12 protein-coding genes are annotated in these 12,198 nt (G+C 30.0%); all 12 read left to right on the forward strand.

Going from position 1 to position 12,198, the window contains the following annotated elements:
- Positions 1–9 precede the first annotated feature (9 nt).
- The 12 genes from plsX (at position 10) to JWF52_RS06775 (ending at position 12,150) form a co-directional block, all read left to right on the forward strand.
- Complete coding sequence (gene plsX, locus JWF52_RS06720; protein ID WP_208332764.1) at positions 10–1,020, forward strand: phosphate acyltransferase PlsX; 1,011 nt, start codon at positions 10–12, stop codon at positions 1,018–1,020.
- Positions 1,021–1,054: 34 nt separating this feature from the next.
- Entirely contained in the window at positions 1,055–2,059 is a 1,005-nt protein-coding gene (locus tag JWF52_RS06725) for a beta-ketoacyl-ACP synthase III (RefSeq protein ID WP_208332766.1), read from the forward strand.
- Positions 2,052–2,981 carry an enoyl-[acyl-carrier-protein] reductase FabK gene (gene fabK / locus JWF52_RS06730; protein ID WP_208332768.1) on the forward strand — a complete coding sequence of 310 codons (930 nt, stop codon included), beginning with the start codon at positions 2,052–2,054 and terminating at the stop codon, positions 2,979–2,981. Before JWF52_RS06725 ends, fabK begins: the two co-directional genes overlap by 8 nt.
- Before the next feature lie 15 nt (positions 2,982–2,996).
- Positions 2,997–3,947 carry an ACP S-malonyltransferase gene (fabD, locus tag JWF52_RS06735; RefSeq protein WP_208332770.1) on the forward strand — a complete coding sequence of 317 codons (951 nt, stop codon included), beginning with the start codon at positions 2,997–2,999 and terminating at the stop codon, positions 3,945–3,947.
- A complete protein-coding gene (fabG, locus tag JWF52_RS06740) occupies positions 3,947–4,696 on the forward strand; it encodes a 3-oxoacyl-[acyl-carrier-protein] reductase (RefSeq protein ID WP_208332772.1) in 750 nt (249 codons plus the stop codon). The genes fabD and fabG overlap by 1 nt, the downstream gene beginning before the upstream one ends.
- 94 nt (positions 4,697–4,790) lie before the next feature.
- Positions 4,791–5,015 carry an acyl carrier protein gene (gene acpP / locus JWF52_RS06745; protein ID WP_042271830.1) on the forward strand — a complete coding sequence of 75 codons (225 nt, stop codon included), beginning with the start codon at positions 4,791–4,793 and terminating at the stop codon, positions 5,013–5,015.
- 15 nt (positions 5,016–5,030) lie between these two features.
- On the forward strand, positions 5,031–6,266 hold the full coding sequence (fabF, locus tag JWF52_RS06750; protein WP_208332774.1) for a beta-ketoacyl-ACP synthase II: 1,236 nt from the start codon (positions 5,031–5,033) through the stop codon (positions 6,264–6,266).
- Positions 6,267–6,479: 213 nt separating this feature from the next.
- Positions 6,480–7,463: a LacI family DNA-binding transcriptional regulator gene (locus JWF52_RS06755; protein ID WP_208332776.1), complete on the forward strand. Its 984-nt coding sequence runs from the start codon at positions 6,480–6,482 to the stop codon at positions 7,461–7,463.
- A 240-nt stretch (positions 7,464–7,703) separates the two neighbouring features.
- Positions 7,704–9,086 (forward strand): PTS transporter subunit EIIC, encoded by a 1,383-nt coding sequence (locus JWF52_RS06760; protein WP_208332778.1) that lies wholly within the window; start codon positions 7,704–7,706, stop codon positions 9,084–9,086.
- A gap of 90 nt (positions 9,087–9,176) precedes the next feature.
- Positions 9,177–10,652: a glycoside hydrolase family 32 protein gene (locus JWF52_RS06765; protein ID WP_208332780.1), complete on the forward strand. Its 1,476-nt coding sequence runs from the start codon at positions 9,177–9,179 to the stop codon at positions 10,650–10,652.
- Positions 10,645–11,619 (forward strand): carbohydrate kinase family protein, encoded by a 975-nt coding sequence (locus JWF52_RS06770; RefSeq protein WP_208332782.1) that lies wholly within the window; start codon positions 10,645–10,647, stop codon positions 11,617–11,619. The genes JWF52_RS06765 and JWF52_RS06770 overlap by 8 nt, the downstream gene beginning before the upstream one ends.
- A gap of 21 nt (positions 11,620–11,640) precedes the next feature.
- The gene (locus tag JWF52_RS06775) at positions 11,641–12,150 is read left to right on the forward strand and encodes a PTS sugar transporter subunit IIA (RefSeq protein ID WP_286184038.1); all 510 of its coding nucleotides are present in this window, start codon (positions 11,641–11,643) and stop codon (positions 12,148–12,150) included.
- The last annotated feature ends 48 nt before the right edge of the window (positions 12,151–12,198 follow it).

The following is a 12,198-nucleotide window of genomic DNA, read 5'->3' on the forward strand; positions in this document are numbered from 1 at the left end:
AGGAAAGTTATGAAAATAGTAATAGATGGAATGGGTGGAGATAATGCACCTAAATCTAATGTAGAGGGAGCAGTTAATGCTATAAAAGAATATAATGTTGATCTAATAATAACTGGAGATAAAGAAATATTAGAAAAAGAATTTTCTAATTATGAATTTGATAGAAGTAAGTTAGAAATAGTTCATACTACCGAAATTATAGAAAATGAAGATAAGCCAGTAAAGGCTATTAGAGCTAAAAAAGACTCTTCTATGGTTGTTGCACTTAAAATGGTCAAAGAAGGTAAGGCAGACGCAATCATATCGGCAGGAAGCACAGGAGCACTTCTTGCAGGTGGTTTATTTGTAGTAGGGAGAATAAAAGGTATAGATAGACCTTGTTTATGCCCTGTATTACCAAATGCAAAAAGAGGAATGACAATGATAGCAGATGGTGGAGCAAATGTAGATTGTAAGCCTAGAAATTTAGTTGACTTTGCAGCAATGAGTAATATATATGCTAAAAAGGTTTTAGGAATGGGTAATCCTAAAATAGCATTAGCTAATGTAGGTTCAGAAGAAGGAAAAGGAAATGACTTAGTAAAGAAAGCTTATGAAGAGCTTAAAAATATAGATATAAACTTTATAGGAAATGTAGAGGCAAGAGATGTTATAAATGCTTATACAGATATAATAGTTTGTGATGGATTTACAGGAAACATATTACTAAAATCGGCAGAAGGTGTAGCCATGTCTGTTATGAAGCTTATAAAGGAAACTTTATTAAGTAGCACTAAAGGAAAAATAGGAGCTATGTTTATAAAGGATGACCTTAAAAAATTAAAAAGCTTTATGGACTATTCAGAGTATGGAGGTGCACCGCTACTTGGAGTTAATGGTGGAGTTATAAAGGCGCATGGAAGTTCAAATTCAACAGCTATAAAAAATGCTATAAACCAAGGAATAAAGTTTGCTAAAGGAAATGTTGTTGAAGATATAAAAGAGTTTATAAAAGATATGGAAGATAAGCAAGTAGAATAATAAAATAAACTCATCTTGGAGGTTTAAATTAAATATGAACAAAAAAGCTGGTATTTTAGGAGTTGGAAGTTATGTTCCAGAAACTATTATTGACAACTTCTATTTTGAAAAGATAATGGATACATCGGACGAATGGATAAAAACAAGAACTGGAATAAGTGAAAGAAGACATGCAAGCGAAAATGAAGCAACTTCAGACTTATCTACAAAAGCAGCACTAAAGGCAATTGAATGTGCGAATTTAACTCCTAAGGATATAGACTTAATAATTGTAGCGACTGCAACTCCTGATATGATTTTTCCTTCAACTGCATGTTTAGTACAAGAAAATATAGGAGCAAGTAATGCAGCTGCATTTGATATATCAGTAGCATGCTCGGGATTTATATATGGAATGACTATAGCTAAGCAATTTGTTGACACTAAAATGTATAAAAATGTTTTAGTAATAGGTGCTGAAACTCTTTCTAGATTTTTAGACTATAGTGATAGAACTACATCTATATTATTTGGAGATGGAGCAGGAGCTGTAGTAATAGGAAATGTTGAGTGTGGAGGAATATTATCTACGTATCTAGGATCTGATGGAAGCGGAGCAGACGTCTTAAATATACCAGCTGGAGGTTCAAAACTTCCAGCAGCTCAAGACACTATAAATAATAAATTACACAGTATAAAAATGGCTGGAAACAGCGTTTATAAGTTTGCAGTGAGAATAATGGGAGAAGCATCTCTAAAGGCTCTTGAATTGGCAAATTTAACTACTGAAGATATAGATTGCCTTATACCGCATCAAGCAAACACTAGAATAATAGATGCATCTGCTAAAAAATTAAAATTAGATAAAGATAAAGTTTTTGTAAATTTAGATAAATATGGAAACATGTCTGCTGCATCAGTTCCGGTAGCAATGGATGAAGCTTATAGACAAGGAAAAATAAAAAAAGGTGATAATGTTGTTTTAGTAGGCTTCGGTGGTGGTTTAACTTGGGGAGCTTCAGTAATTAATTGGAGTATACAAGGAGGAAATAATGAATAAAGTTTGTGAGTTATTAAATATAGAATATCCTATAATTCAAGGTGGGATGGCTTGGGTTGCAGATGCTTATTTAGCAAGTGCAGTTTCAAATGCAGGAGGTTTAGGATTAATAGCAGGAGGGAATGCTCCTAAAGACGTTATAAAAGAAGAAATACGTAAATGTAGAGAATTAACTGATAAACCGTTTGGAGTTAATGTTATGTTATTATCTCCATTTGTAGATGAAATAATAGAATTGATAATAGAAGAAAAAATACCTGTAATAACTACAGGAGCAGGAAATCCTGCTAAATATATGAATTCTTTAAAAGAAATAGGAACAAAGATAATACCTGTAGTTCCAAGTATTGCCCTAGCTCAAAGAATGGAAAAACTAGGAGCAGATGCTGTAATAGTAGAAGGTACAGAAGCTGGTGGTCATATAGGAGAGTTAACTACAATGGTATTGACTCCTCAAGTAGCAGACTCTGTTAATATACCTGTCATAGCAGCTGGAGGAATAGCCGATGGTAGAGGGATTGTTGCAGCTTTTGCATTAGGAGCTAGTGGAGTTCAGATTGGAACTAGGTTTATATGCAGCGATGAATGTAGTGTACATGAAAATTATAAAAATATGGTATTAAAGTCAAGAGATAGAGATGCTATTGTAACAGGTAGAAGTACAGGGCATCCAGTCAGAACTCTAAAAAATAAGTTAGCTAAAGAAATTTTAAATATGGAAAAGCAAGGTGTTGACTCACAAGAGATAGATAAAAGAGGTGTGGGTTCTTTAAGGATAGCTACAAAAGAAGGCGATGTACATAATGGTTCTTTTATGGCTGGTCAAATTGCATCCATAATAAAAGATGTAAAGTCTTGTAAAGAAATTATTGATAGTATGGTTAACGAGGCAAGAAATATTATGCCAAACATCAATCTATAAACTAGGAGGTAAGCTATGGGAAAAATAGCATTAGTATTTCCAGGTCAAGGTGCTCAGTATGTAGGAATGGCAAAAGATATATATGAAAAAAATAGCACTGCTAAAAGTATAATAGATGATGCTTGTAGCGTTCTTGACATGGATTTAAAACATATTATGTTTGAAGGTAGTGACGAAGAACTATCAAAAACAGAAAATACTCAGCCTGCAATAGTAGCTCATAGTATAGCTGTATTAGAAGCTATAAAGGAAGAAATAGATTTAAATTATGATGCGTGCCTAGGATTATCTTTAGGGGAATATAGCGCATTAGTAGCAGCTGATGCTATTGATTTTAAAGATGCAGTATCTTTAGTTAAAAAAAGAGGAAGATACATGCAAGACACAGTACCAAATGGACACGGTGCTATGGCTGCGATACTTGGTTTAGATAGAACTAAGGTAGAAGCTGTTATAAATAGCATAGACAATGGAATTGTTGAAGTTGCAAATTATAACTCTCCAGGTCAAATAGTTATATCAGGAGAATTTGATAAAATAGATGAAGCTATTGTAAGGTTTAAGGACAATGGTGCCAAAAGGGCAGTTAAGCTAAATGTTAGTGGGCCATTTCACTCATCAATGTTAAAAGAAGCTGGAAATAAATTATCTAAAGAATTAGATAAAGTTAATATTATGAAACCAAAAGTATCTGTAGTTTCTAATGTAAATGCTGCCTACTATGAAGATGAAGGCAAAGACTTACTTATAAAGCAAGTTAGCTCTTCGGTACTTTGGGAAGATTCAATAGAAAAGTTATTAGATGAAGGTTATGATACTTTTATAGAAATAGGACCAGGTAAAACATTAAAAGGTTTCATTAAAAAAATATCTTCTGGAAAAAAAGCTAATGTAAACATTTATAACGTAGATGGTGTAGAGTCTTTAAATGAATTTATACAAATTTACAGAAATGGAGAGATATAATGATAAACTTAGAAGGAAAAGTTGCTATAGTTACTGGAGGTTCAAGAGGTATAGGTAAAGAAGTTGCTAAAAAACTTGCTTCATTTGGAGCAAATTTAGTAATTAATTATACTTCAAAAGAAGAGGAAGCTCTAAAAACTAAAGAGGAGATAGAAGCTATTGGAGTAAAATGCATAACTGCAAAGTGTGATGTTTCTAAATCTGAAGAAGTTAATGATATGGTAGATAAGACTATAAAGGAATTTGGGCAAGTGGATATATTAGTTAACAATGCTGGTATAACTAAAGATGGATTACTTATGAGAATGAAAGAAGAAGATTTTGATAAGGTTATAGAAATAAACTTAAAAGGTGTATTTAACTGCACTAAAGCAGTTACTAAGCCGATGATGAAAAGAAAGTATGGAAAAATAGTAAATATGTCTTCTGTAGTAGGTGTTATAGGAAATGCTGGTCAAGCAAATTACTGTGCTTCAAAAGCTGGTGTAATAGGGTTCACTAAATCAACAGCTAGAGAATTAGCATCAAGAAATATAAATATAAATGCAATAGCACCAGGATTTATAGATACAGATATGACAAAAATACTAAGTGATGATTTAAAACAAAATATGTTAAATAACATTCCTAAAAATACATTTGGAAAGCCTGAAGATGTTGCTAATGTTGTAGCATTTTTAGTTAGTGATATGTCAAGCTATGTTACTGGTCAAGTTATAAATGTAGATGGTGGAATGGTAATGCAATAATAAATAAAGCTTATAAATTTATAGATAAGTTTTAAAACTATATGATTGAAAATTTTGAAAATAAAATTAATTTAAATTTCAGGAGGAAGAAAATATGTTTAATAAGGTTGTAGAAATAATAAGAGAGCAATTAAGTGTTGAGGATAAAGAAATAACTATGGAAACTTCTTTAATGAAGGATTTAGAAGCAGATTCATTAGATGCAGTAGAAATAATAATGGCGCTTGAAGATGAATTTGATGTTGAAATACCAGATACAGAAGCCGAAAAATTCCAATCTATAGGAGATATAGTTAAATTTATAGAAGCTAATAAATAGTTGGAGGTATTCTCTATGAAAAAGAGAGTTGTTATAACAGGTCTTGGATGTATTACACCTGTAGGAAATGGAAAAGAAACATTTTGGAATAATATAAAATCTGGAGTATGTGGAATTGATACTGTAACTAGATTTGATGCTAGTACTTTTCAAACACAAGTTGCAGGTGAAGTTAAAGATTTCAATGGAGAAGATTATATAAACAAAAAAGAACTTAGAAGATTAGATAGATTTACCCAGTTTGCCATAGCATCTGCAAAAATGGCAGTTGAAGATTCGAAACTTGATTTAGATACAGTAGAAAGAAATCGTATGGGAGTTATAATCGGATCTGGTATAGGTGGAGTTGAGACTATAGAGGAACAACATAAGATTCTTTTAAATAAAGGTAATAAAAGAGTAAGTCCGTTCTTTGTTCCAATGATGATAGGAAATATGGCTGCAGGTCAAGTTTCTATATACTTAGGAGCTAAAGGGCCAAATACTAACGTATGTACAGCGTGTGCATCAGGAACTCACTCAATAGGAGATGCTTTTAAGATTATTCAAAGAGGAGATGCTGATATTATGGTAGCTGGAGGAAGTGAAGCTCCAGTAACAGCCCTTGCATTTTCAGGGTTCTGCAATATGAAGGCTATGTCTACTAGAAATGATGACCCTAAAACTTCATCAAGACCATTTGATAAAGACAGAGATGGATTTGTAATGGGTGAAGGTGCAGGAATACTTATACTAGAAGAACTAGATCATGCTATAAAAAGAAATGCTAAAATATACGCAGAAGTTGTTGGGTATGGATTAACGGCAGATGCTTATCATATGACTACACCAGCAGAGGGTGGAGAAGGAGCAACTCGTTCTATGCAAATGGCGCTACAAGATGGAAATGTTCCATTAGATGAAGTTGATTATATAAATGCTCATGGTACATCAACTCCTTATAATGATAGACTTGAAACTCAAGCTATAAAAAATATATTCAAAGATAAAGCATATGATATATGTGTTTCATCAACGAAATCTATGACAGGGCATTTATTAGGAGCAGCAGGAGCTGTTGAAGCTGTTATATGTGCAATGAGTATAAATGATAGTTTTGTACCTCCTACTATAAATGTTCAAAATGTAGATGAAGAACTTGATTTAGATTATGTACTAGATAAAGGAAGAAAAAAAGAAATTAGATATGCAGTTTCAAATTCTTTAGGCTTTGGTGGCCATAATGCAACTTTAGTATTTAAAAAATATTAATCCTATAAAAAGTCGTACTGATATTATACAGTACGACTTTTTAAATACTATGGACATAGTATAAAAAATAATATAAACTTTAATTTATAAAAAGCATTCTATAAAGTATTATAGATGATAGCATTTTAAAGTATATATGAAAATTATACTTATTAAGAGATTTAAAATGAATATAATTTCCTATGTACTATAAAAATATCTAGGAGAAAATATATGAATATTATTGATATAGCTAAACTTTCAGGTGTATCTAAATCTACTGTATCAAGGTTTTTAAATGATGGATATGTAAGTGAAGAAAATAGAAGTAAAATTCAAAAGGTTATTGATGAGACCGGATTTATTCCATCAAGTTATGCAAAAACTTTAAGAACTAAAAAAACAAATTTAATAGGTGTCATATTGCCTAAAATAAGTTCTGAAACTATAGGTAAAATAGTTAGTGGTATAAGTGAAGAAACTTCTAATAGTGGATACAATATAATACTTGGAAATACAGATTTAAATATAGAAAAAGAAATAGAGTATTTACAAATATTTAAAAATAAAAACGTTGATGGAGTAATACTTGTAGCAACAATAGTTACTCAGAAGCATTTAGATATCATAAAGGATATGAAGATACCTATTGTTATAGTAGGTCAAAAAATAGATGGATATCCGTGCGTATATCATAGTGATTATGAAGCATCATATGATATGACAAAATATTTAATCCAAAAAGGACATAAAAAAATTTCATACATAGGTGTAACTAAAGATGATATATCAGCAGGTCTAAATAGAGAATTAGGATATAAAGATTGTTTGAAAAGCAATAAACTAAAAATAAACGAAAGTCTTATAAAAATTGGAGAGTTTTCTCAAGAATCTGGATATAAAAATGCAAAAGAATTAATTGAAAAAAATAAAGACATAGATGCTATATTTTGCGCAACTTATAATATTGCATTAGGAGCTATAGAATATTTAAAAGAAGTTAATATAAATATACCAAATGACGTAAGTGTATGTGCAATTGGAGATTCGAAAATTTCAAATATAATATCTCCAAGGCTTACAACTATGCATTATTACTATGAAAACAGTGGAATAGAAAGTGCACGAATGATTTTAAAGATGATAGACAGTAAAAATGGTGTAAATAGTATTAAGCTAGGTTATAAGCTTAAAAGTAGAGAAAGTGTTAAAATATAGAAATAGCCTATATAAATAAGTAGAGTAAAAAACTCTATTAATTTAAATAGGTTATTTTTAATATTAAAGTATATTTTATAGTTTAAGAAAATGTTTACAAACTACAAAAAAGAATATATAATTTAATAAAATAGAGGGAACGATTTCATATGAATTATATGGGAACGATACCTTATGATATTTATGTTTAAATAAATAAAGAATTTGAAGGTATAATAAAGTATATAAAGGAGAGAGGGTATGAATTATAAAAATGTAGCAAATGAAATTCTAGAAAATATAGGTAATAGCAGTAATATAGACTCAGCAGCACACTGTGCTACAAGACTACGCATAGTTTTAAAAAATGAAGAATTAATTGATAAATTAGCAATACAAAATATAGAAGGGGTTAAAGGCGTATTTATAACAGCAGGTCAACTTCAAATAATATTTGGAACAGGTATTGTAAATAAAGTTTATGAAGAATTTGCAAAAATTGCAGATATAAAAATTTCTACTAAAGATGAAGTAAAAAAGGCATCAATTAAAAAATCAAATCCATTTCAAAGGTTAATAAGAACTTTAGGAGATATATTTGTACCGATATTACCAGCTATAGTTTCATGTGGTTTAATGATGGGTCTTACAGAGGCTTTAAACTTTATATCAGCAAATGGATATATAAATATAGATATGAATAATTCATTCTTTGTAATGCTAAAGTTATTTAGTAATGCAGCATATGTATTTTTACCAATCCTTATAGGATATAGTTCAGCTAAGGTATTTGGCGGAAATGTGTACTTAGGTGCAGTAATTGCGATGATTATGATTCATCCAGACTTACAAAATGCTTGGACTGTTGCAACAGAAGGTTATAAATCTACGTTAAGTGTATGGGGTGGATTATATGATATTCCATTAGTTGGATATCAAGGTCATGTGATTCCTATAATGATAGCAGTTTATTTAATGTGTTTTATAGAAAATAAGCTACATAAAATTGTTCCGGCAATGCTAGATTTATTTTTAACTCCATTATTAACTGTCTTTATAACAGGATATTTAACATTAACAATAATAGGACCTATATTTGTGGGTTTAGAAAATGCTTTAATAGATGGAGTTCAGATATTAATACAAATACCTTATGGAATAGGTGGATTCTTAATGGGTGGTATATACAGTACTACAGTTGTTGGTGGAATACATCATATGTACACAATAATAGATTTTGGTCAAATATCACAATTTGGAATGACATATTTTTTACCAATAGCATCTGCCGCAAACATAGCGCAAGGTGGAGCTGCGCTTGCGGTTGCCCTTAAATCAAAAAATAAAAATACAAAAGCATTAGCTCTTCCAGCAGGCATAAGTGCTCTCTTAGGTATAACAGAACCTGCAATATTTGGTGTTAATTTAAGGTTTGTAAAACCATTTATAGCGGCTTCTATTGGTGCAGCTGTGGCAGCTTTATATGCTGCAATTGTTGGTCTTGGAGCTACAGGAACAGGGGTAACAGGAATATTTGGAATACTTCTTACTCTACATGCACCTATTCAATATATAATAATGTTTGCTATAGCACTTGGAGTTTCATTTGGATTAACAATGATATTAGGAATTAAAGAAGATTAGTTTTATACATGTAAATAATACTAATTCGCAAGCTATTTATATATTTTAATATAAATAGCTTGCGAATTTTATAATATAAGGAGATAGAGGATGAGTATTTTAAAAAGAGAATTTTCTAAGCTTATAGATATGCGCAAAGGATTAGAAAAAGATAAGGTAAATAAGGATGAATTTAGATTGAAATTTCATTTAATGCCACCAGTTGGTTGGCTAAATGATCCTAATGGATTATGTCAATTCAATGGAGAGTACCATATTTTTTATCAATATTCACCATTTGAGGCTAAGGGTGGATTAAAATTTTGGGGGCACTATAAATCAAAGGATTTGATTAATTGGAATGATATGGGGGCTCAAGTTTACCCAGATAACTTAAATGATTGTCATGGTGTTTATTCAGGTTCTGCTTTTGTTGAAAATAATCAAATATATTTTTATTACACGGGAAATGTTAAAGAAGTTGGAGATTTTGATTATATAAATAAAGGTAGGCAGCATAATACAATAATGTTTAAAAGTAATGATGGAATAAACTTTACTGATAAAAAATTAATATTTAAAAATATTGATTACCCTGAAAATATGACATGTCATGTTAGAGATCCTAAAGTATTTAAAAAAGATAATAATTACTATATGGTATTAGGTGCAAGAGATAAAAATGACAAAGGATGCGTACTTTTATATAAAAGCTCAAATCTTGAGGATTGGAGTTTTGTAAATATAATAACTAGCGATGAAAAATTTGGATATATGTGGGAATGTCCAGATATGTTTGAATTAACTGACAAAGTTAGTAAAAATACAAAAACAATTTTATGCATATCTCCACAAGGAATAGAAAAAAACGGGCATAAATACAATAATATATATCAAAGTGGATATTTCTTAGGAAATATGAATTTAAATGATGGAAAATATGATTTTAAAGAATTTACAGAACTAGATAGAGGATTTGATTTTTATGCACCGCAAACATTTATAGATGAAAAAAATAGAAATATACTGGTTGGATGGATGGGGTTACCTGATATAGATGATGATTACTATACAAATCCTACAGTTGAATTTGGGTGGCAACATGCACTTACAATTCCTAGAGTACTAGAACTTGTAGATAATAAAATATATCAAAGACCAATTGATGAATTAAAAGAACTTAGAAAAAGTAAAATAACAAAAGAACTAAATAATGTTCAATTATATGATGAATTAAAAGCTGAAATTTTCGAATTAGATATAGAGTTTGATAATGAAGTAAATGACTTTAAATTAGAATTAAGAGAAGATTGTAAGATTACTTTTAATAACGATAAAAAATTGATGGAATTAACTTTAGGAAATAGTGGTTACGGAAGAAAGTGTAGAGCTGTAGTTATAAATGAATTAAAAAAACTACAAATTTTTAGTGATACGTCATCTCTTGAAATATTTGTAAATGATGGAGAAGAAGTATTTACTACACGTATTTATCCAAAAGATAATAAAGATAAAATAGTATTAAAAGGAAACCTAGATAATGTAAAAATAAATTTATATGAACTTGGAGAGTATCGATATGTATAAAATAATTACTATAGGAGAGGCATTAATAGATTTTATACCTAATAAAAAGGGTTGTATGCTTAAAGAAGTAGATGGGTTTGAGAGGGTTGCAGGTGGTGCGCCTGCAAATGTAGCAGCAGCCATAGCAAAATTAAGTGGAGATGCTTATTTTATATCTCAACTTGGAAATGACTCATTTGGAGATCATATAATAGATGTTTTAAATGATGCTAATGTAAATACAGAATGTATACTTAGAACTAATAAAGCAAATACAGGACTTGCATTTGTATCATTAAAAGAAGATGGAAATAGAGATTTTTCATTTTATAGAAATCCAAGTGCAGATATGTTACTTAGTAAGGCTGAAATAAAAGAAAGTTGGTTTGAAGATTGTAAAGTTCTACATTTTTGTTCGGTGGATTTAGTAGAGTCACCTATGAAATATGCTCATAAAAAGGCTATAGAATATGCAGTTAAAAATAAAGCAATAATAAGCTTTGATCCTAATGTAAGGTTACCACTTTGGAACAATCCAGATGAATGTAAAAATGTAATAAAAGAGTTTTTACCACTTGCAAATATATTAAAAATATCTGATGAAGAATTAGAATTTATAACAGGTATAAAAGATGAAAGATTAGCTTTAGAAAGCCTATTTGTTGGAAATGTAAAGGCAATAATATATACAAAAGGACCAGAAGGTGCGTCTTTTATCACTAAAAAGGATAATATAATGAAAGTTGTTGAAAAAAAAGGAATTAATGTTAATGCCATAGATACAACAGGTGCTGGGGATTCTTTTATAGGATCATTTTTATATCAATTAGGTGAAAATTACATTGAAATAGATGAAATAGAAAATATAAGTGACGAAAAAATAAAAGATATGTTATTATTTAGTAATAAGTATGCAGCAGACACTACAACTAAAAAAGGAGCTATTGCTGCTATGTGTAATATTGAAGAATTTAAAACATTAAACTAGCATAAAGAGGAGAGTAAGAATATGGGATTTTTTGATATGTTTAAAAAATCAAAGCAAGAAGATATAGCATCAGTAGAGAACAAAGGGATCGTATCCCCTACTAATGGAGAAATATTAGATATATCTATAGTACCTGATGAAGTTTTTTCACAAAAAATGATGGGAGACGGATTTGCTATAAAATCTAGCGATGGAAATATAGTATCTCCTATAAATGGAAGTGTTGAGATGGTATTTGAAACTAAGCATGCTGTAGGTTTAAAAAGCAATGATGGAATGGAAATGTTAATCCATCTTGGAATAGATACTGTAAATTTAAAAGGTGAAGGTTTTACAACTTTTGTAAAGGCTGGAGATAAAGTCAAAGCTGGAGATAAATTAATACAGATGGATGTTGATTTTATAAAAAATAATGCAAAATCAGATATAAGTCCAGTTATATTTACTAACTTAAAAGATAATGAATCTATTAAAGTAGTTACAGGTAAGGTTAGTGTATTAGAAGAAAATAGAATAGAAATATGCAAATAATATAAAATAAAAAAATACCTCTTAAAGATGTAAAATGTACCCTTTGTA

Origin of the sequence: Clostridium sp. CCUG 7971 (assembly GCF_017590215.1) — a bacterium.
Classification (GTDB): domain Bacteria; phylum Bacillota; class Clostridia; order Peptostreptococcales; family Peptostreptococcaceae; genus Faecalimicrobium.

What these genes read in the sequence shown, in the direction of transcription:
- plsX (WP_208332764.1), top strand. Translation starts at nt 10, where the DNA reads ATGAAAATAGTAATAGATGGAATGGGTGGAGATAATGCACCTAAATCT.
- JWF52_RS06725 (WP_208332766.1), top strand. Translation starts at nt 1,055, where the DNA reads ATGAACAAAAAAGCTGGTATTTTAGGAGTTGGAAGTTATGTTCCAGAA.
- fabK (WP_208332768.1), top strand. Translation starts at nt 2,052, where the DNA reads ATGAATAAAGTTTGTGAGTTATTAAATATAGAATATCCTATAATTCAA.
- fabD (WP_208332770.1), top strand. Translation starts at nt 2,997, where the DNA reads ATGGGAAAAATAGCATTAGTATTTCCAGGTCAAGGTGCTCAGTATGTA.
- fabG (WP_208332772.1), top strand. Translation starts at nt 3,947, where the DNA reads ATGATAAACTTAGAAGGAAAAGTTGCTATAGTTACTGGAGGTTCAAGA.
- acpP (WP_042271830.1), top strand. Translation starts at nt 4,791, where the DNA reads ATGTTTAATAAGGTTGTAGAAATAATAAGAGAGCAATTAAGTGTTGAG.
- fabF (WP_208332774.1), top strand. Translation starts at nt 5,031, where the DNA reads ATGAAAAAGAGAGTTGTTATAACAGGTCTTGGATGTATTACACCTGTA.
- JWF52_RS06755 (WP_208332776.1), top strand. Translation starts at nt 6,480, where the DNA reads ATGAATATTATTGATATAGCTAAACTTTCAGGTGTATCTAAATCTACT.
- JWF52_RS06760 (WP_208332778.1), top strand. Translation starts at nt 7,704, where the DNA reads ATGAATTATAAAAATGTAGCAAATGAAATTCTAGAAAATATAGGTAAT.
- JWF52_RS06765 (WP_208332780.1), top strand. Translation starts at nt 9,177, where the DNA reads ATGAGTATTTTAAAAAGAGAATTTTCTAAGCTTATAGATATGCGCAAA.
- JWF52_RS06770 (WP_208332782.1), top strand. Translation starts at nt 10,645, where the DNA reads ATGTATAAAATAATTACTATAGGAGAGGCATTAATAGATTTTATACCT.
- JWF52_RS06775 (WP_286184038.1), top strand. Translation starts at nt 11,641, where the DNA reads ATGGGATTTTTTGATATGTTTAAAAAATCAAAGCAAGAAGATATAGCA.